Genomic DNA, 20,528 nt, shown 5'->3' with positions numbered 1-20,528 from the left:
GCCGCTTCTTTTTTGAAGCGACCTTTTTTTCGATCTTTTTAAATAGTGTCCTTTCTCTTGCGAAACTTCACCAAAATAATAAGCGACAAAACCAATAAACAGACCTTCGTCACCGGGATACTTCCCATTGCGTAAAGAACCACATTTTGTATAAGATAGGTATTCATTTTTGCAAACATACCGATAAATGGCAGAACCAAAGCAACTATTTCGATGATATAAAAAATTAGGGAAAGAAGGACGAGTCTCCTTTTCGCAGGAAAATTCTTATTCACACGGAAACAAATAATTTCACAAATAAAGCCGACAATATGCAGAAAACCGATGAAAAAAGACGGTCCAACAAATGGCGTCAAAATAACGGCTCCTCTGGAAGCAACCGTAAAGACACCAATCGTTACTAACAGAATAAAGCTGATAATCGCATACATCATCGTATAAATCGCGGTGATTTTCGTGAAATTCATTTCGTTCCTCCTCTTTCGATTTTTCTTATAAATCAAGTATACGCTAAAATGAGAAGGCATCACAAAAGCTTTTTTGGCCCATACAATAGCAAAAACGAGCTGATCCAAGAGTCGGACAGCTCGCTTTTGTACGTACTGTTTAGTTGTAATTCTCTTTTAGATATTTCAACAATTCTGGAACCATTCCCACGGCCGACTTGCTGTCTGGACGGTCTTCTAAAAATTGCAGGACCGAAAATTTTTGATTCTGACTGTCAAAGGCGTAAAGGAAACTGTTTTGCTGCCCGCGTTCATCTTGTTTTTCTTTGATTTCTGCGGTTCCAGTTTTTGCCATGAGCGGAATCCCTAAGGACTGCAGACTATTGGCGGTGCCGTTAGGGTCTTCCACAACTGCCTGCATGTCTTGATTAATACGGGCGACCGTTTCAGCAGAGACTGCATTCTTCTTTGTTTTATTTTCCTGCGACAGCAAAAGTTTCGGATAAACGATCGTTCCATTATTAGGAAAAACTGAGTAGGTCGCGATTTGCTGAATCGGATTTAATAGCAGCTGCCCTTGTCCGTAACCGGTATCGGCCAATAAAATATCTGAGCCGAAATTCTTTTCGGTGGATATTTGCGCGGGATTCATTTCGATCGGCAAATCTAGCTCTTCTCCGAAAATAAATTTGTTTAAGCCCGCACGAAATGTTTTCTCCCCCATTTTTAAAGTTTCTTGAGCCATGTAGATGTTGTCGGAATAAATCATCGCCGTCCTTAAATCGACTGGCGAAACATCGGAAACACGAGTTACTTTGTATCCTCCCCAAGAAGCATCCTGCTGCCATTTTAATCCATTGATCGCTAAAGCTTGGTTCGGATCAATTGTTCCGGCATCCAATCCGATTGCGGCTGTGATCAACTTGAAGGTCGATCCTGGCGCATAACCGTTTGAATATCTTGCTAAAAATGGCAAAGCTTCGTCTTTCGAAAGTTTGTCGTAATCCGTTTGACTAATTCCATGAACGAATTTATTGGGATCAAAGCTCGGCGAACTGGCGACAGCCAGCAAATCTCCCGTTTTCGGTTCCGTCACTACACTTGATCCTCGCTCATTATCTAATGATTTATAGGCCAAGTATTGCGCTTGGACATCGATCGTTAATTGGATCTTTTTCCCTTCAACGACATTGATTTTTTGCAGAATTTCCTTTTCTTTCCCTTCGCTGTTCGTTATAGCAATATACCCGCCATCGCGACCTCGCAGTTTTTTATCAAATACTCTTTCCAGCCCAGTCCGACCAATAATACTGCCTTCGGATAAACCTTTATTTTTTTTCATGTCCTCTGCTGTTACCGCTCCAACATATCCAATAAGATGCGCGGCCGCCTCACCGATTGGATAGGTTCTCCCAATATCCGTTTGCACCTCTAATCCGTCTGGGGCCTCGAAGTTTTCTGGTACCTTCGTTTCAGTCTTTAATGGAACAAAATACTCTTCCTTGACCCAGCTTTGCTCCAATGCCGTATTGATGGCTTTTTCAGTCAAACCTAGAGCTTCACTGATTTTTTTGATTTTTTCCTGTTTTTGCTCCCCTTCGCCCAGCGCTTTAGGCACGACCCCAAAGTTAACGATCTCACCATTATTGGCTAGGCCATGTCCATTTCGATCCACGATCTCTCCTCTTGTGGCAGAAAGGTAATGATAAGCCACCTTATCTGTTCGTTTCATTCCAGAAAAAATCAAATTCGGCGCCCATTCGATTAAACTATTTCCTTTCGTGAATGTTCCTTGATAATTTTGCTTCAACGACTTTCCTAAGCCTGTATAAAGAACCGCCGTATACGCAAATTGATTCTTCTTTATTTTAAGATTCTTAATCTTGATATCATGAACACCGATACTGCCATAAATATTTTGGTACTTTTCATTTACTTGCTGCTTTGAAAAATCCAGCGCCTTTAACGAGTCTTCAGAAAGATATTTTAAAGACTCCTGATATTTCCCTTTCGAAAGTCGATCAACAAAGACCTTAATCGTTTCCTTACCTTTTGCCTCCATCCGTTGTTCATTTATCGTGCGGTAGCCGAAAAAGAAAAGACAACCGATAATCAAAATTCCCGTAACGATAACGATTCCCTTGCCGCGCTTGTGTTTCTCACTTCGTTTCATTTTTTCTGCACCTTTCCATATACTACATCTGTAGTTTTTGATAGTAATAAGAAACTAGAAATCAATAAATTTCTAGCTCCTTTAATATTGCTAATGTTTTTTCAGCCGCTGCTGATCCAGTTGCCTTTGCTCCTTGTAAATGACAGGCAAAATAATAGTTTCCCTTATTCGTTTCCATCGACCCAAGGAACCAGCCTGTACTCGTTGTTACACTGTTGCCGGTCCCGGTTTTTCCGTAAAGTGCATATTCCGGCTGTGTTTGTAAATGAATGGCCTCCTTTACAAAAGCCACATTATCGGTCGAAAATGACAGCTTTCCTTCCAGCAGCTTTCTAAACAGATCCACTTGTTCAAATGGCGATATTTTCAAGGACGATTCCAGCCAATAATTATCAATTCCACCTAAAAGATTCATATTTCCATAGTTGATTGAACGAAAGTTTTCTTTTAACTTCGTTTTTCCCAATTCCGAATCAAGCTGCTGGAAATACCAATTCGTGGAATTCGTTAAGGCTGTTTGAAGATTCTGATCATGATTCCAGCTGTCAATTGGATAGTCCGTTCCATCCCAAGCCCGTACATTACTTGTCTGATCAATCTTATGTGCATCAAGTGCGAACAGCGCACTCCAAATTTTGTAGGTACTGTCAGGCGAATAGCGTTTATGCCCTGCCGCTTGATTGTAGGTCAGATAGCGATCCTTGCTCTCATCATAAATGACCAGCGAATTATTTTCGTTTTGATCAAAAAGCGGATCGGATTTCTGTTCAACCAGCGGTTCTTGCCGCGAAAATTGATCCGTTTCGTCAGTCCGCGCTTGCGGGACTATCAAGAAAATACCGACAACTAGAGCGATCACCACCATGAATTTAGCAGCCAATTTTTTGGTCGATGAGGGCTGAAAGCTGCTGATGCATTCGATTCTTCTCGTCAGCTCTTTGCGCTTACCGGAAAAACCAAGCAAATATGAATTCTGATTTTTTTGCGCATAATCCAGCAATGTCGTTCCATAAAAGAAAACATCCTCTTCATTCAATAAACGCATCACAGACTGATCACAAGAAATTTCTCGGTCGCTTCTTGCTTGTTTGACGAGCCAATAGCTTACGGGATTGAACCAGTTTAGAATCGACAGCCCAAATAAAAGATTATTTTGAACCGTGTCCCTATTTCTCTGATGAACCAGTTCATGTAATAAAATGAAAAATAGCTGTTCATTTGAAGCTTTAGCAATAAAGCTGTTCGGCAAAACAATCTTGGGGCGAAAAACACCAAATGTCGCCGGGCTATCGACTCCATCAGTCTGTAGGAGAACCAATCCTTTTCTGCTGTATCCCAAACAGTTCTCTGCTTTTGCCAATTGTTTTTGAACTCTTTGATCATCTACTTGTACAGCCGCTCGAATCATTTTCCGAAATTGGCTATAAGAATAGATTGCTCGAACCAGAAAAATCACAACACCGATCGACCATACAGCTGCCATCGACCATAAAAAAATAGAGCCGAAATCATTCGCTGGAAGTGCATTGTCATTCATCCAGCCAGAGGCCGTTTCTCCCATGAAACTTTGAGCATTATCCAAATGAAGCGAAGTCGGAAGTGCTCGACCTGGCATTACACTTTGCATTCGGTAATAAATAAGATCCCTGAATCCCGTAAGAAGCTGATTGGGAATAAAGAAGAAGACGGTCAATCCCGCTAGATTCCAATATTTGCCTTGATAGATTGGTGAAAGCTGTTTGTCGAGCAGCCTTCTAAGTATGAATAAAAGAATCAGGTACAGGTTGGCAGAAATGATATTCAAAAGAAAATGAGTCATCTATTTTCTCCTTTTATTTAATAATTCCCGCAACTCGTCGATTTCCTTTTCATCAATCGATTCATCCTCAACAAAATTCGAAACGAAATCACTGACCTTGCCATCAAAAAATTTGTGAATAAACTTTTGGCTTTCCTGCTTCACGAAATATTCTCTCGGGATTAGTGCGTGATAGACATACACTCTGCCTGATTTTGAATGGTCGACAACCCCTTTTTGTTCCAAACGAACCAATAGCGTTCGAATCGTATTCGGACTCCACTCTTCCTCTTTTTCAAATGCTCGGATAATCTCCTTTGAATCAACAGAGGCTCTTTTCCAAACGTATTCCATAATTTTTAGTTCCGCATCGGTAATTTTTATCTCTTTTTCCATCACTGACTCCCTTCAAACTACATCTGTAGTTTAATCGATTCAAAATGATTTGTCTATAAAAGTTTTCTTGATTCCTCTTTCCTCTGTCTGACTCGTAAAAAAATGAAGAAAACTTAAGACTTCTCAACTTCTTTCTGCTCTATGCGTTTGCTACACTTATAAAGAGACCATAAAGTGAGGTAGCGTAAATGAGCAGAAAAACAAGTATCCTAGCGTTTATTTTATTAAGCATCGTTCTTTTTGTCGGATTGTATTTTCTCTTTAATCGAACCGATTTGCATCATACTATTTTTGACGGTTTTTATAATACCTTAGTTCGTTCAAATTCTGTTCCTACCTCTGATGGCGCAGAGTACACTCAAACCTATATTGACTGGCCGAACGTCAAATTGTTTCTTATTCTTTATGCGCTCACCATCATCTTCATTGTGTCATTGGTCAGTTATATTATCCATCGCATCCAACTGACAAAGAATACTCGGCTGCTTGCGGGGAGAATCGCTGTTTTCTTTTCAGAACCTTCTGCCGCTCCGACAGGCGAACTGATGATTGATAATGAGCTGCTGAAAATTAAGTCGAATATTGAGAACAACGAAATTCTGTTAAAACGCGAAACACAGCGAACCAAAGATTTGATTACTTATTTGGCTCACGATTTACGGACGCCTTTAGTATCCGTTATCGGCTATCTCAATTTGATGATCGATTCAGATGATTTAACAGACGCACAAAAGAAGCACTTTTTGGCGATCACCTTGGAAAAATCGACAAGGCTGGAACATCTGATTGACGATTTTTTTGATATCACCCGCTTTAATCTGCATGATATTCAGCTGTATAAAGAGAAACTTGATTTTGTCTTTCTATTAAATCAGCTGGCGGATGAATTTTATCCTTTACTCAAAGAAAAAACTCAATCTCTGGTTTATGAAGGCCCCGAAACGTTGACCATCTTCGCGGACAATGAACAGTTGGCTCGGGTATTGAATAATTTATTAAAAAATGCGATGAACTACGGGACCGCACATTCAACGATTCGGCTGCATCTTTCAAGTGATGCTGAAAGGATGACCTTTAGTATCTCGAATGAAGGAATGACTATTCCTGAAAATCAATTATCAAATATTTTTGAAAAATTCTATCGATTGGATAAATCACGATCGACCAAAACCGGCGGCGCTGGGCTAGGTTTAGCGATCGCGAAAGAAATCATTTTGGCTCATCAAGGAACGATTACAGTAACTAGTGATAATGGAGTCACCACTTTTACGATCGCACTGCCTTTAGAAAAAGCGTAGAAAATTCTACGCTTTTTTATTGAATACTATTATAAAAAGTACGACTCTCGATCACATTGAATTGCTTAGATTCATCGCTGCCCTTACAGCCTGCGATAATCAATAAATATTCCTCGCCATCAATCTCTGCTAAACTAGCCAAACATAAACCAGCTTTTGGTGTATAACCCGTTTTTCCACCGATAATATTCCCTTTTGAAAGCTCAAGACTTTCTCCTCGACTGATCATACTGCTGGTGAAATAATTTCCTTCTGGATGCCTGTTGGTTGCTGAACCTTGATAATTCAATGAAGTAAAAATTTGATAAAAGGAGTCATTTTTGAGCGCGTATTCCACAAGGATCATCATATCCTTGATGGTCGAATAATGACCGGCCGCATCCAATCCTGTTGAATTGGCAAAATGAGTGGCTGTCATTCCGAGCTGTGCCGCTTTTTCATTCATAATTTCAACAAATGATTGCTCATCTTCACAGATTCCTAAAGCAGCAGTCAATGTTGCATCTGCACCCGAAGGCAAAATAATGCCGTGCAATAAATCCCAATAGCTAATCTTCTCACCGGGCATTAATCCAGCCACAGCCAAATTATTTTGTTCAATTTCGAAAAAAATATTCTGAGGGACGGTCACGGACTGATCAAGACCCGTTGCATGTTCAATAATACAAATTGCCGTCATTATTTTCGTCAAGGAAGCGATCGAAATTCTTTGTGTTTCGCCTTTGCGATAAATCTCCGACCCGTTTCTTGATTTTAGTAAATAATGATCGGACGAAATTTGTTTGTTTAAGATCAACGATTCCGATTTTGATAAATTGGCACTGCTAAATGTATTTCCTACCCGATACAAAAGTACACCTGCTAGGATGAAAAAAATTAGCAAGAGCAAAGCCATCCAATTTTTAAATTGCCTTTTCATAAAAAAACCTCCCTATAGACCTATTTAAGCATCTACTAGAAAGGCAATTTTTAATATTCACTTATTTCTATCTTAAGTTCTCTTAAGGAGTCAGATTTTATAGCCAATGCCCCAAACGGTTTGAATATATTTGTATTTTTCGCCGGTATCCTGCAGCTTTTCCCTTAGATGACGAATGTGTACCATGATCGTATTATTGGAGTTTACGTAGTATTTTTCGCCCCAGACTTCTCTGAATATTTGTTCCGAGCTCACCACCTGATCCTGTCTCTCCATCAATAGTTTTAGGATTGAAAATTCAATCGGTGTCAAATACAGCTCCTGCTCATTCAGAAACACTTTCCGTTTCTCCACATCCAGTTCGATCCCCTTGACCATCAGGATATTACGACCTAAATTACTGTATTGAGTTGCTCTTCGCAACTGCGCCTTCACCCGTGCGACTAACTCCAAGGGGCGAAACGGCTTCGTCATATAATCATCTGCTCCAAGTGTAAGCCCGGTTATCTTATCGATCTCTTCACCCTTAGCCGTCAGCATGATAATCGGATAGGTATATTTTTTTCGAATCGCCTGACACAATTCGAATCCGCTAATATCCGGCAGCATCACATCTAAAATCGCCAGCGCAAAATCTTCTGTGTGAATCCTTTCCAAGGCAGCTTGCCCAGTTTCACAAGTAATCACTTCATAATTTTCGTTTTTTAAATAAAAGACAACCAGCTCGCTGATTTCCTGCTCATCCTCGGCCATCAAAATTTTTACCATAGGCTCACCTTCTCATAGATATTTTATGGACCTGTTTCTTTAATATATCATGAAATATTCTTATTTGTTTTAAGACTGTAATAAGATACACAGAATGTAAAAAATCAAAAAATCCATCGGGCAATCGATCATTGATCAACTCGATGGTTTTTTTATATTCGACGAAACGTATTTCATTTAAGAATCAATAAGTTCCTCTGTTTGATTAAAAATAATGGTCGTACTCTCATGTACTTTTTTCTTAAAACAATTCACAGCTGCCCCTTGAATAGCTCCTTCTTTTAAGAACTGTTTCAATTCGCTAGTTGAAAGATCCAGTTTAGCTTTAAGCAGATTGAACAATTTAATCTTTAGTGGAAAGTCACTTTGAATTTCTAAAATGACGGGTTCATCCAGTTCGAACCTCTCGCCTAAAATTTCATACTCAACTCTTCGAAGAGTCACGCCGTTTTGATTTAAAATCGTGCGATCAGAGCCGTATTGTCTTGCAAGCATCGGATCATTGTTTTGGAAAAGTGCCAGTAATTCTTGATCCATTTTGTTCGTATGAACTCTTGAAAAAATGGTTGAATTCCAACTAGTTTTACATTTTTTACAGTTATAAATCAGCCAGACATCCAGATACTTTCCCTGAGCATTGATGCGAAAACGTTCTGAACAAGAAAATTCCATATCTCTGTTACAATTCTTGCAATGACGCGTTATCGTCGGAGTACTCAAAAAATTTATCGTCCAGACAACTTTTCTCACCTTTTATCCTTCCTTTCCTGGGCAATCAAACTATTGCCCAAGATAAGGTGGAATCACCATTCTCATACAAATACCTCCTTTACAAAAAAATTCTTTTCTACATAAAAATTATCTGTCTTAGATAACTTTATTGTAGAAAAGAATCGCTTGTGAAACTTCTGAATTCTTGCTCTATTTTATTGGAATACAAATATCCATTTGAACATAGCCCGCTTCCCAATCAATATTGCGATAAATATTCAACCCATATTTCTTGCTCATTTGATACTTGCTTTGCGGCAGCCAAATCGTAAACAGTCCTTGGATCGCTGAAAAGATATCCTCGATAGCTCCTTGAAAAGGAAAAACCGCACATCGTCCACCTTCGACCTGTTTTGTATTCTCAGCATCAAAGGCTTTGTCCACTGTAAAACATAGATCGCAAATACTATGATCTTCAAGCGCTACAGAAGGATCACTATAATATTTTTCCATCAAAATCGCCGATTCATCATAGTAGGCATTCTCAGCAATAAAGGACGCCCATTCTTGCTTTAGCTCGATGTAATTGCCAATCTGTCGTTTGTAAACAACAAATAGGTGATTGACCTCGCGTATTTGAATCTTTTCTTGATATTCTTCGTACGAGGATAGATGCTCTTGCTTCTGTGAATCGAATGGATTTTGGATTGTATTGGCTTGGACAGATTTCCTAAATTTAATGGGCGATTGATCATACATTTCTCTGAATACAGAGCTATAATTTGAGGCACTGTAGCCATATTCCAGGCCGATCTGCGAAATTTGTTTCTCCCTTTTTATCTTTAAATCAATCGCGCTTTGTTCTAGCTTGACTCGCTTGATGAAGGAATAGACGCTCTCGCCAGTTACGTCCTTAAACATGCGGCAAAAATAATACTTTGAGTAAGAAAGATGATCGGCCACATCAGCTATCGTGATGGGTTCTTCTAAATGAGACAAAATATAGTCGATGCTATCGTTTATTAATACACTCTTGTCCATTTCGAAGCCTCCCGTAATTGTTTTTGAATTTTTTATCTGTACTATTACAATTATAAAAAGAATTCAGCATCTATGCTGAATCTTTTATCACTTATACTTAAATAGCTTATGTCAGAAAAATTATTTATCCGGCACAGACATTTCTCCGTTAATAATTTTTTCCTTGGCATCCGAAACAGCTTTATAGGCTTCTTCAGATAGCTGCCCTTTCGTTAGATCAACACCTTCTTCTTTTAGACCAAAGGTTAAGTGCTTCCCACCAGGAAATTTGTTGTTATAAGAGGTCTCCGCAAATTCTTTTACCGCCGCACCAACATTCTTTTTAGTGGAAGTTAACGTAAAATTACCCGTGTCGCCATTTTCCAATTTATAGTCACCTTCATCCGCTTGATCACGATCGACGCCGATGACCCAAACCTTTTTACTATAATCATTTTCATTGCGGGCTTTCGCTTCCTGGAAGACGCCGGCACCGGTACTTCCTGCTGCTTGATAAAGAATATCTGCACCGTCCTTATACATAGACGCCGTGATTGCTTTTCCCTTATCTGGCGAATCATAGGATGCTGCATATTGGCTATTCACGCTTATTTCTTTGTTTTGAGCGGTTGCACCAGCCTTAACTCCGGCTTCGAAGCCGCTTTGAAAACGCTGAATGACCGGTCCTTCCATTCCGCCAATGAATCCAACTTTATTACTTTTGGTCGTATAGGCGGCGGATAGTCCGGCTAGATAGGCACTTTCCTGATCCTTAAACGTCGCTGAAGAAATATTCTTTTTACCGGAAATATCACCATCGACCAGAGCAAAATTCAATTCAGGATTCGCTTCGGCCGCGCTTTTCAATTCCTCTGCCTGCAAATAACTTAAACTAATAATCGTTGTGAACCCGTTCTTTATGGCTTGATCTATGTTCGTACTATTGTCTTCAGGATTATTTGTTTCGATATAGGTAAAGTCTTTCTTTGGTGTTAACTGCTTGTCTTTTCCCCAAGTCTCAAGGCCTTCCCAACCGGCCTGATTAAAGGAACGATCATCGACTCCACCAAACCCTAAAACTAGCGCTATTTTACTCCCCTCTTTTTCGGCCTTTTCCTCTCCTTGATTTTGAGAACAGCCGACTAGCGTTAAAAATGACGCTAAAAATAAGAATGAAACGAGAACCTTCTTCACTATTTTTCTCCCCTTCACAATAGGTGTCTTGACACATTTTTTTAAAGTATAGCATACCTATATACTGAACACTATTGTATTTCTAAGAATTATTATCTTTTAATGATGCTGACCTGGCACTTCTATTTTTTCTCTTCACTCAAAAAAACACCATCGCAATTCATTTGGACGATGGTGGTTAAAGCTCTTTTTATTTTTAAAGTAGAATGCGTCTTACTTTAGGATTGATTTCTATGATTTTGCCGGACTGCTAAGATTTTCAGCCAAATCATTCAACGCGTCGAAATCATGGATTAAATAATAATTTTTCTTTTTTTCCAAGATATTCGCATCACGAAAATTCGTGATTGTTCGTAAAAGATGGCGATAGCTGACATTTAAGATAGAGGCGCAAGTCGTCAGACGAAAAGAGAATTTTTCATTTTCATGGTTCGTTAAAATGAATTTAGCTAGCCGTGTTTCCACTGGTTCTGTTAACGAGTTCGCCAAGTTGATTCCTGAGTTCAACCGGTAACTAAGCAGCTGACAAATATTTTGTAAAAAGCGGACATCCTGCTGCAGCTGTTCCCGATATTGGTTCAGCGGGATACTGACACATATACAATTTGAGACAGCCTTCACACTGCTTTTTGGCAGCAGACCCCATAATGAAGAGGCTTCTCCCAGCGGTGTCGCGGGCTTTGCATGGTCGATACAAATATTTTGCGTATCGGAAGAATAGGAATAGACCATGACCGTTCCATCTACTAAAAAGTAAAGAAAATCAGAAGTCGTTCCCGTTCGAATGAGGTGCTCTTCCTTTTCGAAATATTGTAAAGAAGCCATCGCCAAAATATCTGAGTCCATATAATCCTGCAAATGATGCATCTCAACGTAGGCAGATAGTTGCTCAGCGTCTTGAATCTTTTTCATCAAAAGGTCACCTCTAAAGAGTTTTTTCTTTATTATAGCCTAGATTGAATATCCGCTCAATACGAACGATTTTTATAATTGTTTGTAAATTGTATGTAAAAATTGTGTAAAATAGGACGTGCGTCACTTCTTTATTTTTCATTCCTTGCTATGATTTAGACGTAATAGAAATACATACCTAACAGGAGGAAAAAAATGCAGTTAAAACAGTTAGCAAAAGGGTTTATCGGAGTCATGTTACTTACAGCTTTAGCGGGTTGCGGTTCAGGCAGTACAAATAGCAGTTCCGATAAGGACAGTAAAGAAAAATTGGTGGTTCAATTCGTTCCGACAAACAACGACGGCAGCATGGAAGCAAAGGCTAAGCCCTTCGCTAAATACCTATCTAAGAAACTAGATCGCGACGTAGAAGTTACCTTAGCTACTGATTATTCAACGATTGTCGAAGCAATGTCTTCAGGTCAAGTCGATGTCGGCATTATGCCCCCCGCTGCTTATGTTCAAGCAAAGGACGCAAATGCTGCTGAAGCTATCCTAACTTCTCAGTTAGGCGATTACGATCAAAAAACTGGTCTTCCATTAAAAGACAAATTGACGAATACCTTTAAGGGTGAAGTTTTAGTTCGGGCGGACAGCGATATGACGAAACTTGCTGATCTTAAAGGAAAAAATATCGCGACATTAAGTCCAAACTCTGCCAGCGGTTATATCTATCCCGTTGCTGAACTTAAAGATGCAGGCGTTGATCCAACGACCGAAACAAAAATGACGACTGTCAACGATATTCCTAGTGAGATTACCGCAGTGTTGAATAAACAAATGGATGCGGCCTTTGTTTTTGAAGGTGCCCGAAATGTATTTGCCTCTAGTTTTTCAGATAATGATTTATTTAAAGATTTGAAAGTATTGTATTTAACTGAAGGCGACATTCCAAATGACGCGATCGCTGTTCAACCAGATATGTCGAAAGACCTGAAAGCGAAGATCAAAAAGACGTTCCTTGAAATGAAGGATGACGAAGATGGCGCCGAAGCAATGTCACTATGGGGACATCAAGGCTATGAAGAAGCGGCCGATTCTGCGTACGACACGATCAGAGATTACACGAAAAAAGCAGCCGAATAATACATCAGTAAGTGTCAGCAAACTTCTTTGCTGACACTTTAAAAAATGGAGAACGATAATGATAATTTTTGACAATGTTTCGAAGGTTTATCCGAATGGCGTCGTAGGACTAAAGGAGATTAATCTAACTATTGAAGATGGCGAATTTGTTTCCATCATCGGATTGAGCGGAGCCGGAAAAAGTACTCTGCTGCGCAGCATCAATCGCCTGGTCTCTACGACTGAAGGCGACATCCGGATTAACGAGACTTCTATTACAAAAGCAAACAAAAAGGAATTACGAATGATTCGCCGCCAGATCGGCTTGATCTCGCAAAGTTTTAACCTGGTAAAACGCAGTACCGTTCAGAAGAATGTCTTATCTGGACGTTTGGGTTATTATTCGACTTGGAAAAGTATTTTCGGCCTCTTCACAAAAGAAGATTATCAGCAAACCAAACAAGCACTGGAAACTGTCGGTCTGTCTGACAAATTACAGACCCGCAGTGACGAGCTGAGCGGCGGTCAGCAACAGCGGGTTTCGATTGCCCGTGCACTGGTTCAACAAGCGCCGATCATTTTAGCCGACGAACCAGTCGCCTCTTTAGATCCCATCACGACGCAAAAAGTCATGGAGGACTTAAAAAAAATCAATCAAACGATGGACAAAACCGTCATCGTCAATCTGCATTCGGTTCCGCTGGCACGTGAGTTTTCCACTCGTGTGATCGCGCTGAATGCTGGTCAAGTCGTTTTTGACGGCTCACCAGAAGCTTTGACCGATGAACGTTTGAATCAAATTTACGGTAAAGCAATTTTTGAAGAAAAGGCAGGCGAAATCGATGAGCTTGAAAGAGACAGTTCACTTTAAATGGTACAAACACCTGCTTATTCTTTTATTCCTAGTTGCCTGCTTTCAGGGAAGCGTCTGGATCACCGCGGCCGATTTTTCACAGGTCTTTCAAAATTCTAGTCAAATGACCGCCTTCTTATCCCGCTTTGTTCATTCTGATTTCAGCTATCTGCCTAAACTGGTGGAACCGATGATCAAGACGCTGCAGATGTCTCTGTTGGGAACTGTGATCGGCTTGATTTTCGCCGTTCCTGTCAGCTTTTTAGCGACGACCGTTGTCACTGAAAACCGCTGGATCTCTACTATTTTCCGTTTTCTTTTAGGGTTGGTTCGAACGATTCCTACCCTGCTTTTAGCGGCATTATTTGTTGCGGTTTTTGGCATTGGTGAAGCAACAGGGGTACTAACGATCGCTGTTTTTACCTTTGGAATGGTCTCACAATTGATGTTCCAAGCGATCGAAACGATTGATTTTGGTCCGATCGAAGCCGCTGCGGCAGTCGTTGCCAACAAGATGCAGATCGCGATTTGGTCGATTGCGCCGCAAGTATTGAGTCAATTTGCCAGCTATGCCTTTTATGCGTTTGAAGTTAATGTTCGGGCCTCGACCGTTCTTGGTTACGTAGGTGCCGGTGGGATTGGTGTCATCTTGAACTCTTCCTTGGCATTGTTGAATTACGAACGGGTATCGATCATTATCTTGACGATTTTGATCACAGTAGCGATCGTGGACAAAATGAGTGAACGTGTCAGGAGGTCCCTGTTATGATGATTCGCGAAATGAGCAGAAAAACACTGGTGTCATTAGCCGTATTAGTCATCCTTGTTGTCTTATCAGCAGCAACTCTAGACTACTCTGGTCTAAGTACCTTCTCCCCTGCTATGGGAATGGATGTACTGCGCGGGCTAGGTCAGCCTGATTGGGGCTTTTTATATGACGGCAGCGGTGAAGATTTGCTAAGCCTGCTGCTGCTAACGATCGGGATCGCTTGTCTAGGAACGATGATCGCGACTGTTTTGGCTATCCCGATAACATTAATCAGTGCCGTAAATTTATGGCAGGCCCATCCTTGGGTGACGAAGCTGGGGAAATTTGTCTGTAACGTTTTACGGGCTTTTCCTGAATTAGTTTTTGCGATTATTTTTGTAAAAGTCGTCGGACCAGGACCTTTTGCTGGCGTCATGGCGATCGGCGTTCACCAGATTGGAATGCTGGGGAAATTGTTTACCGAAGAAATGGAAGCGATGGATGAACGTTTAGTGGAAGAGATGCATGCGGTGGGAGCCAATTTTTGGCAAACAATCTTCTTTGTACGAATCCCCTACCTGATGCCGATCTATTGTTCGTTAGCATTGAATCATTTTGAAATCGCTGTTCGCAGCGCAGCAACACTCGGCTTAGTAGGCGCTGGCGGAATCGGCGCACCGCTGATTTTCGCGATTCAGACACGCTCTTGGAGCAAAGTCAGCATTATTTTGATCGGTGTTGTTGTTACCGTGTTTATTTTAGATCAAATAACCGGAATCATAAGAAAGAAATTGAGATAATTATGAACATATTGCATATATCAGATATTCATTTTCGCAGAGAATATGAAGCCTGTGACGAGGGCTATAAAGGCATGTTGGCGAAAATGCAGAATCCTCTCATTCCCTTAGGTGAGTGCTTGACCCATTTGCAAAGCCAAACCGCTCTTGATCTTGTGATCATCAGCGGGGATTTGACTGAGGATGGAGAAATCGACGATTATCGCTATTTGAAGGACTGGCTGAAAAAGGCACTGGGCGATACGGAAATTATTGTCACTTTAGGCAATCATGATATCAAAGAGCATTTTCATGTTGGCTGGTGTCAAGAAGCGGCTTCCTCTGCTCCTTACAATCGGATCGTGAAATATCCTGAGTTCAGCGTGATTTCCTTTGATAATTCTAGTTACGGCTATGCCGATGGAATCGTTGACCAACAGCAATTCCACTGGCTGGAACACGCCTTGGAACAAGAGAAAAATCAGCCGATTATTTTAGTGACCCACCATCACCTGCTGGCGCAACAAAGTGCGATGCCTAAATGGCCGGGAACCGAACGATTCTTAGAATTGCTCGTTCCCTATGATATTCGTTGTATTCTAAATGGACATACTCATCACACCTTCAGTGATGAGATTAATGGCATCCCCTATTTCACCGTCTCCAGCATGTCCTTTGTTGGCGAGGATGAAGGCGATGGCCTCGTTCGTTTTGAAGAACGCCACGGGTACAATCTCTATCAGCTCAAAAATGGCAGAGTGACTCGACAGACATCCGAGAACTTTATGCCGGGCCATGTTCTAAAAACCCTCGATATGAGTAAATAAAAAAAGAGACCGATTGGCTTGATGCATCGGTCTCTTCACTATCAAAAAAACGATTCAAAAAGGAGGAGAAACGAGAGTGATCATTACTCTTCTGGAAACGAGCGATATGCACGGGTACGTATATCCAACCACCTATTCCGGCAAAGCAGACTTGCCCATCGGTGCGGCTAAGGCTGCTGCTAAATTAAACGAATTGCGGGCGCAAGCAGATGGGCCTGTGATTGCAATCGAAAACGGCGACTTTATTCAGGGCTCCCCTCTGAGCTATTATCTCGCCAAAGAACAGCACTCGGCGAAAGAACTGACAAACCTGATTAATTTGATAAATTACGATGTTCAGCTCATTGGCAATCATGAGTTTAACTATGGGCTTGATTATTTAAAAGAGGCCATCAAAAATTATCAGGCGCCTGTTCTAGCGGCGAATATTTTAAATCAAGCTGGGCATCCCTATTTTGGTAAGGCCTATACTATCCTCGAAAAAGCAGGATTAAAAATCGCGGTATTAGGACTCACCACCCAATACATCCCACATTGGGAAAAGCCAGAGACACTGAAAGGAATGACCTTTGAAAGCATCGTTAAGACAGCCAAAAAATACGTACCACTCCTGAAGCAACAAGCAGATTTAGTCGTAGTAAGCTATCACGGCGGATTTGAAAAGGATCTAGCAACAGGTGAAGCAACCGAGGCGCTAACTGGGGAAAACGAAGGCTATCAATTGCTGCAGGAAGTTGCGGGCATCGACGCTCTTTTTACTGGGCACCAGCATCGAACAATCGCGACGAAAATCAACGGCGTTCCGGTAGTTCAGCCTGGTTACCAAGGCAATCATATCGGAGAAATTCAATTAACCGTCGAAAAAAAGGACGAACAGTTCGTTGTCACGGACAGCCATGCGACATTGCATTCTGTTGAAGATGTCGCGCCCGATCCCCAAATTCTCAGCGCGATTGAACCTATGGAAAGAGAATTGGAACATTGGCTTGATCAAACATTAGGACAAGTTGAAGGTGATATGCGGATTGATGATCCGATGCAGGCTCGCCTGATCGAACATCCTTATGTAGAATTTATCAATCGAGTCCAGCTGTTCGCCAGTGGAGCCGCAATATCAGGCACCGCACTTTTTAATAATGAAGGAAAAGGGTTTGGCCAGACGATTACTATGCGGGATGTCATTACAAACTATATCTATCCAAATACTTTGGCAGTAATCAAAGCCAGCGGCGCAGACCTGCGTGATGCATTAGAGCAAACCGCCAATTATTTGGCGGTGGAGGATGGCAAAATCATCTTTAATCCGGCCTTTATCCAGCCCAAACCACAATACTATAATTACGATATGTACGAAGGAATTGACTACACAATCGATATGAACCGGCCCGCCGGACAACGAATAACGAGACTAAATTTCAACAACCTTCCCATCACCACTGACCAAGAACTTGAAGTCGTGACCAATCAATACCGTGCAATCGGCGGCGGCAATTACAATATGTTCAGCGCTGATAAAATTGTGCGAGAAATCCAAGTCGACATGACCGAACTAATCGCAGATTATCTAAAAGAACATCCAATCATCAAAGCCGAAGCTAATCATAATTTTCAAGTGATTTTGTAGCTGTGGGTTTCCTGCTATATAACAAAAAAACGAGCGGCAAAATTACACAGCCGACTCGTTTTTTTAAGCATTCATCAACTATTTTTAACTAACTCCCCACACTATCTACTTACTATTGATCTGTTTCATCAGGACTACGCAGGAGTCGCTTGATTCTCACTATAAATCTTCGCTGCACATTTATTACAATACACACTCACCTCTTTCGGTATCTGGACGTCAACTCTGGTTGTTTCGTGTTCATCCAACACTTGATAGGTCATTTCACCCACGATCATTTCCGATATTTCCTTATTTCCACAAGCAGAGCATTCAAAATTTTTATTTTCGAATTGTTTCAAGTACAATTGAGCCTTCTTGCGACCCTCCATAAACCTCCGACACCTATCAATCAGTTCGATTTCTCTATAACTTAATTCTCTCACCACTAAGTTTTCTATATCCTCAATATTCGTGCATAGAGTATATTTCTTGATTTGTCGTTGTGCTGTTGATTTACATGAAAATGTCTCTATATTCGCGATTTGCAGCACCTGTATCGGTACATCATCGTCAGGATATTGATCGAAGTACAATTCAGTAATATGCAGGTATTTCGTTCGTGAAAAATAGTACTTTCCTGAAATGTAACCGCTGTTATCTTCTTCGTTGCAATAAATAGCATATAATCTTTTGTAATCCAATTGACTTACTCCTTCTCTTCTAAAAGTTTTATTCTTCCTTCTATGTAAAATAGTAGCATTCCCTTTAATCTAGGTAAATTTCATTCTTTTTCCTTTTAATTATCGATTTGAATATATCAAAAACGCTGTCTTTTTTCACATACATTTAGTTGGGAAAGAAGGATGGCCGTTTAAATAGAAAAACGGCAACGAATCTCTCAATGAGAGTCATTCGTTACCGTTTTAGAAAATGAAAATAGGTAATAAAAGAACGGTTATGACAAAAAACTTCTAAAAAGTTTATGAGCAGGTTCGTTTAATAAATTCGAATAAGTTCCTGAAGTTTTTCTTGCGCCGCACTGTCCTCTGAGATTTGAAAGTCCAAATCCGGTGTATAACTTCCTTGAGTGCCATCATCCGCGTATTCACCAAATCCTGTATTGGTACTTACTGGTACTCCGTTTCCGGTTTTCAACTCGTAGACCACGCCATTATCCCCCAGCAAATATTTGCTTACAGGTTTATCCTTATCCAGCTTAACAGAATAATTCGCGGCAAAAGAATCCGCATAAAGCTCTTGTTTGCCGACGCCGCCATCCTTCGCTGTATAGAAGATACACCCGCCTATTGCCCGAATAGGAAAGGCTCTTTTTCCCGGCATATCAAAATTTTGAACCTGGACCTGACCATCTGGTGTATTGGCATACCAATCTCCATGCCCCGCTGCTCCATGATCAAAGAACCAATCGCTAACTGCCATATTTCCTATCGCGGCACGCTGCCCTGCCCAATCAAGAAAAGCTAAATTAATTTGAGCTTTTTGACTGTCACTCAACCGAGCACCCTTACTGGCAATACTTTCCTCCTGACTCATACTCTGCGTCTCTTTTGTTTCAGAGGACGGAGTTGATGATATTTTTGAAGATGTCTCGGATGATGTTTTTGAAGTTGATGAGTCACTTTTTGCTGTGACGGATACCTTGATTTCTGTCGAACTCACAGGAGTGCTTTCTCCTTTATCCTTCGTAGAGCCGCAGCCGGATAATAGTAATACCGAACCAAGCCCTAGCACTAAAATACTGCTTATTTTCATCGTTATTCCTCCAAAGTATAAATTGTTTTTTTAGGTATGGCCTATATATGAATAGAATCCATCGTCAGATTCTTGATCATAGACATTTTTCTATTTAAGGTTCAATTAAGTTCCATCTATTATAGTATACTCAACCCAAAAATCTTTTTCATTTTGCCAGTTGCTTCGGTAACTGGCAGCCCTTTTTATTGTTTTGAGAAAAACCTCTCTCAGTCTATTCGCAGTCGGCATTGAATGCAACTTATTTTTTTCCGTCAGTGTCATGAACCCTTTTTCTCTTATCCTATACACATATTTCATAATGGGAACTCTCCAATCTGGGAGTTCCTTTTTTGTTTTAACGTTATAAGAGAATGAGCCCTCAGTCCTTCCCCTAGTTCACTTGATTCAGTAAACAGGTTTGTAAATCCCTAAACATGTTCACAACCCTTAGTAAACACTTACATTTCTAAGTACAGCACTTATACTAGGACTTGAAGAAACAGTGGCCACATCGTTCTTCTAATCAAAGATAGCTGATAATGCTTCGCTTAATAATATCTCGAATTGATTCAACGTTGTTCCAAAGAAAAGGTTAGGCTGATACTCCGATAGAACCCGTGGAGTATAGGTATCTGTGCTAATTGTTAATGTTGCCAGCTGTCCAATTCTCGATTTCTTTTCACCGACAAAAGCAATTAAATCAATATGGTGATCTTTTGCCATTTTTGCAAGCTCAGCTAGACGAAAAGTGTCGCCTGAATTAGAGATAATAAAAATCAGAACATCCCTTTCAACCCGTTCTCGCAGGAACTCCAGATGGCTGTTGGCAGTCGCACGAAAACCATAAAGATTAAGTGTTTCAGAAAAGTGATTTGCGATATTTTGCGAGAAACCTGATCCTAGGATCATAATCCGTTTATTTCGATAATCAGATAGTAAACGGATAAATTCGTCCCTTTCTTCATTTGAGAAATGCTTAGGGAGACTGATCGTTGAATGTCTGCTGCCATAGGCAAAAACCAATTCACTATAACCGGAATAACCTATTTTTTTCGCCATATTGACGATTGTCGCAGTTGAGACATAAGACGCTTTGGCTACATCGCGAATTCCTAAATCTCTCAACGAATCACGATTTTTATCCATAAATCGCAAAACCTCAGCTTCTGAATCATTCAACTGATATTTATCAATTAGCGTTTCAGTATCCATAAGATCCAC

General features: G+C 40.6%; 20 protein-coding genes. 7 read left to right on the top strand and 13 right to left on the bottom strand.

The window, feature by feature from the left end; genetic code table 11:
• Positions 1 to 38 precede the first annotated feature (38 nt).
• The 4 genes from PGP85_RS00805 to PGP85_RS00790 form a co-directional block, all read right to left on the bottom strand.
• Positions 39 to 467: a hypothetical protein gene (locus tag PGP85_RS00805; protein ID WP_270325547.1), complete on the bottom strand. Its 429-nt coding sequence runs from the start codon at positions 465 to 467 to the stop codon at positions 39 to 41.
• Between the two features lie 139 nt (positions 468 to 606).
• Positions 607 to 2,619, bottom strand: a complete 2,013-nt coding sequence (pbp4, locus tag PGP85_RS00800) for a penicillin-binding protein PBP4(5) (RefSeq protein WP_010741910.1) — start codon at positions 2,617 to 2,619, stop codon at positions 607 to 609.
• A gap of 61 nt (positions 2,620 to 2,680) precedes the next feature.
• Positions 2,681 to 4,438 (bottom strand): BlaR1 family beta-lactam sensor/signal transducer, encoded by a 1,758-nt coding sequence (locus PGP85_RS00795; protein ID WP_010741909.1) that lies wholly within the window; start codon positions 4,436 to 4,438, stop codon positions 2,681 to 2,683.
• Positions 4,439 to 4,813 (bottom strand): BlaI/MecI/CopY family transcriptional regulator, encoded by a 375-nt coding sequence (locus PGP85_RS00790; RefSeq protein ID WP_010741908.1) that lies wholly within the window; start codon positions 4,811 to 4,813, stop codon positions 4,439 to 4,441. It abuts the gene before it with no gap.
• A 188-nt stretch (positions 4,814 to 5,001) separates the two neighbouring features.
• On the opposite strand from PGP85_RS00790, the gene PGP85_RS00785 reads away from it, so the two are divergent.
• A complete protein-coding gene (locus PGP85_RS00785) occupies positions 5,002 to 6,111 on the top strand; it encodes a sensor histidine kinase (RefSeq protein WP_270325546.1) in 1,110 nt (369 codons plus the stop codon).
• Between the two features lie 16 nt (positions 6,112 to 6,127).
• Here PGP85_RS00785 and PGP85_RS00780 read toward each other — a convergent pair whose 3' ends face one another.
• The 6 genes from PGP85_RS00780 to PGP85_RS00755 all read right to left on the bottom strand — a co-directional run bounded on the left by PGP85_RS00780 (position 6,128) and on the right by PGP85_RS00755 (position 11,635).
• On the bottom strand, positions 6,128 to 7,030 hold the full coding sequence (locus PGP85_RS00780) for a D-alanyl-D-alanine carboxypeptidase family protein (protein WP_270325545.1): 903 nt from the start codon (positions 7,028 to 7,030) through the stop codon (positions 6,128 to 6,130).
• 90 nt (positions 7,031 to 7,120) lie between these two features.
• A complete protein-coding gene (locus PGP85_RS00775; protein WP_270325544.1) occupies positions 7,121 to 7,798 on the bottom strand; it encodes a response regulator transcription factor in 678 nt (225 codons plus the stop codon).
• A gap of 177 nt (positions 7,799 to 7,975) precedes the next feature.
• A complete protein-coding gene (locus tag PGP85_RS00770; RefSeq protein ID WP_244266002.1) occupies positions 7,976 to 8,470 on the bottom strand; it encodes a DUF1062 domain-containing protein in 495 nt (164 codons plus the stop codon).
• A gap of 249 nt (positions 8,471 to 8,719) precedes the next feature.
• Positions 8,720 to 9,550, bottom strand: coding sequence for an AraC family transcriptional regulator (locus PGP85_RS00765; RefSeq protein WP_010741903.1), 831 nt, complete (start codon positions 9,548 to 9,550; stop codon positions 8,720 to 8,722).
• Between the two features lie 120 nt (positions 9,551 to 9,670).
• Positions 9,671 to 10,723, bottom strand: coding sequence for a BMP family lipoprotein (locus tag PGP85_RS00760; protein ID WP_270325543.1), 1,053 nt, complete (start codon positions 10,721 to 10,723; stop codon positions 9,671 to 9,673).
• 231 nt (positions 10,724 to 10,954) lie between these two features.
• Entirely contained in the window at positions 10,955 to 11,635 is a 681-nt protein-coding gene (locus PGP85_RS00755; RefSeq protein WP_010741901.1) for a cyclic nucleotide-binding domain-containing protein, read from the bottom strand.
• A 195-nt stretch (positions 11,636 to 11,830) separates the two neighbouring features.
• On the opposite strand from PGP85_RS00755, the gene PGP85_RS00750 reads away from it, so the two are divergent.
• The 6 genes from PGP85_RS00750 to PGP85_RS00725 all read left to right on the top strand — a co-directional run bounded on the left by PGP85_RS00750 (position 11,831) and on the right by PGP85_RS00725 (position 17,570).
• Entirely contained in the window at positions 11,831 to 12,760 is a 930-nt protein-coding gene (locus PGP85_RS00750; protein ID WP_010741900.1) for a phosphate/phosphite/phosphonate ABC transporter substrate-binding protein, read from the top strand.
• A gap of 58 nt (positions 12,761 to 12,818) precedes the next feature.
• Positions 12,819 to 13,610, top strand: a complete 792-nt coding sequence (phnC, locus tag PGP85_RS00745) for a phosphonate ABC transporter ATP-binding protein (RefSeq protein ID WP_270325542.1) — start codon at positions 12,819 to 12,821, stop codon at positions 13,608 to 13,610.
• Positions 13,582 to 14,361, top strand: coding sequence for a phosphonate ABC transporter, permease protein PhnE (phnE, locus tag PGP85_RS00740; protein WP_270325541.1), 780 nt, complete (start codon positions 13,582 to 13,584; stop codon positions 14,359 to 14,361). Before phnC ends, phnE (PGP85_RS00740) begins: the two co-directional genes overlap by 29 nt.
• Positions 14,358 to 15,140, top strand: a complete 783-nt coding sequence (gene phnE / locus PGP85_RS00735) for a phosphonate ABC transporter, permease protein PhnE (RefSeq protein WP_270325540.1) — start codon at positions 14,358 to 14,360, stop codon at positions 15,138 to 15,140. The genes phnE (PGP85_RS00740) and phnE (PGP85_RS00735) overlap by 4 nt, the downstream gene beginning before the upstream one ends.
• 2 nt (positions 15,141 to 15,142) lie before the next feature.
• Complete coding sequence (locus tag PGP85_RS00730; RefSeq protein WP_270325539.1) at positions 15,143 to 15,946, top strand: metallophosphoesterase family protein; 804 nt, start codon at positions 15,143 to 15,145, stop codon at positions 15,944 to 15,946.
• 76 nt (positions 15,947 to 16,022) lie between these two features.
• Positions 16,023 to 17,570 (top strand): bifunctional metallophosphatase/5'-nucleotidase, encoded by a 1,548-nt coding sequence (locus tag PGP85_RS00725; protein WP_270325538.1) that lies wholly within the window; start codon positions 16,023 to 16,025, stop codon positions 17,568 to 17,570.
• A gap of 134 nt (positions 17,571 to 17,704) precedes the next feature.
• On the opposite strand, the gene PGP85_RS00720 is transcribed toward PGP85_RS00725, so the two are convergent.
• From PGP85_RS00720 to PGP85_RS00710, 3 genes are all read right to left on the bottom strand, one after another.
• Positions 17,705 to 18,253, bottom strand: a complete 549-nt coding sequence (locus tag PGP85_RS00720) for a hypothetical protein (RefSeq protein WP_010741894.1) — start codon at positions 18,251 to 18,253, stop codon at positions 17,705 to 17,707.
• Between the two features lie 295 nt (positions 18,254 to 18,548).
• Entirely contained in the window at positions 18,549 to 19,325 is a 777-nt protein-coding gene (locus PGP85_RS00715; protein ID WP_270325537.1) for a hypothetical protein, read from the bottom strand.
• 501 nt (positions 19,326 to 19,826) lie between these two features.
• Complete coding sequence (locus PGP85_RS00710) at positions 19,827 to 20,519, bottom strand: MurR/RpiR family transcriptional regulator (RefSeq protein ID WP_270325536.1); 693 nt, start codon at positions 20,517 to 20,519, stop codon at positions 19,827 to 19,829.
• Positions 20,520 to 20,528: the final 9 nt, after the last annotated feature.

This window comes from Enterococcus malodoratus (genome assembly GCF_027659535.1).
GTDB classification, from domain to species: Bacteria; Bacillota; Bacilli; order Lactobacillales; family Enterococcaceae; genus Enterococcus_A; species Enterococcus_A malodoratus.
Note: the sequence above shows the minus strand (reverse complement) of the source record. Positions and strands in the feature narration are given on the sequence as shown.